Origin of the sequence: Streptomyces bambusae (assembly GCF_019400985.1) — a bacterium.
In the GTDB taxonomy this organism is placed as follows: domain Bacteria; phylum Actinomycetota; class Actinomycetes; order Streptomycetales; family Streptomycetaceae; genus Streptomyces; species Streptomyces bambusae_A.
This window is the reverse complement of record NZ_WTFF01000640.1, coordinates 1-1340: the sequence shown is the minus strand read 5'-3', so window position 1 is coordinate 1340 and position 1340 is coordinate 1. Positions and strand designations below refer to the sequence as shown.

Here is a 1340-nt window from a genome sequence, read left to right as displayed (position 1 = left end):
TATCCAGCCAAAGGACGGCATCCGAATCCGGCTGCGGTCTCGTGGGCTCGGAGAGGGGAATAGGAAACAGCTGCGGGGCGGGGGCGACGGCGGCCCGGTCGGAGCTCGCACCGCTGGAGGTGTCGCTCGCCGCACACCCGCCGAGCGCGAGCGCCCCGGCGGTGGTGAGGGCCGCGAGGGCCAGGGCGGCCGACCGGGGCCGCAGGTGCCCGCCCTCCGTCCCGGTCGCGCCTTCCGTCCCGGCCGCGTGCTGCGTCCGTGCCGCGCGCTGCATGCTCTCCGGGCGCTCCGTGCGCTCCGTGCGCTCCGTGCGCTTCGTACGTGTCATACGGGTCATGCGGGTCATACGGGTTGCCCCCCAAGGACTCGGTCGACGGGTCACGCTGTTTCGACGTGAGCCTGCCGTCCCGGGTTTCGCCCCGCCGGTCCCGGAGCGGTCCCGATGCGGTCACGTTCCGGCCTCGGTGATCGGCCGGTGATCGGTCTGAGACGATGTGTCCATGCACGAAGCGGACATGCGTACGGACCGGCCCGCAGGGGCAACGGACGGTACCCCGGGCGGGAACGCAGCCGGCTCCCCGGCCGCGCCCCCGCACCACGTCGTCGTGGTCGGCGGCGGCATCGCCGGACTCGCCGCCGCCCACCGCCTGCTCGACGCCGGCGCCCGGGTGACCGTCCTGGAGGCCACCGGCCGCCTCGGCGGCAAGCTGTACGCCGGCGAGCTCGCCGGCGCCCCCGTGGACCTCGGCGCCGAATCCGTCCTCGCCCGCCGCCCCGAAGCCGTGGACCTGGCCCGGGCCGTGGGCCTCGGCGAGGCCCTCCAGCCCCCGGCGACCGCCACCGCCCGGCTGTGGACCCGCGGCGCGCTGCGCGACATGCCCCGCGGCCACGTCATGGGCGTCCCGGGCGACATCGAGCCGGTCGCCGCCTCCGGCGTGCTCTCCGCCGAGGGGCTCGCCCGTATCGCCGCCGACGCCGAGCTCCCGCCCACCGAGGTCGGCGAGGACGTGGCCGTCGGCGAGTACGTCGCCGCCCGGATGGGCCGCGAGGTCGTGGACCGGCTGGTCGAACCCCTGCTCGGCGGGGTCTACGCCGGCGACGCGTACCGCATCTCGATGGCCGCCGCCGTCCCCGCCCTCTTCGAGGCCGTCCGCAGCCACCCCACGCTGACCGAGAGCGTCCGCGCCGTCCAGGCCACGGCGGCGGGCCGCGCCGCCGCCGACCGGACCACGGTGATCGGCGCGGCCGCCACGGGTGCCGTCTTCGCCGGCATCGCCGGCGGCATCGGCCGGCTGCTCAGGGAGGCCGGGGCCGCGGGCGCGCGGGGGGGGCGGGGGGGG

1 protein-coding gene and 1 pseudogene are annotated in these 1340 nt (G+C 77.5%); one reads left to right on the top strand and one right to left on the bottom strand.

The genetic code is table 11. The features are described 5' to 3' along the window. A pseudogene (locus GPJ59_RS36250) lies at positions 1-346 on the bottom strand (hypothetical protein); the annotation flags it as partial. 154 nt (positions 347-500) lie between these two features. Here GPJ59_RS36250 and hemG point away from each other — a divergent pair. Then, positions 501-1340 (top strand): protoporphyrinogen oxidase (gene hemG / locus GPJ59_RS36245; protein WP_219672360.1); only part of this gene is annotated, 840 nt, incomplete at its 3' end.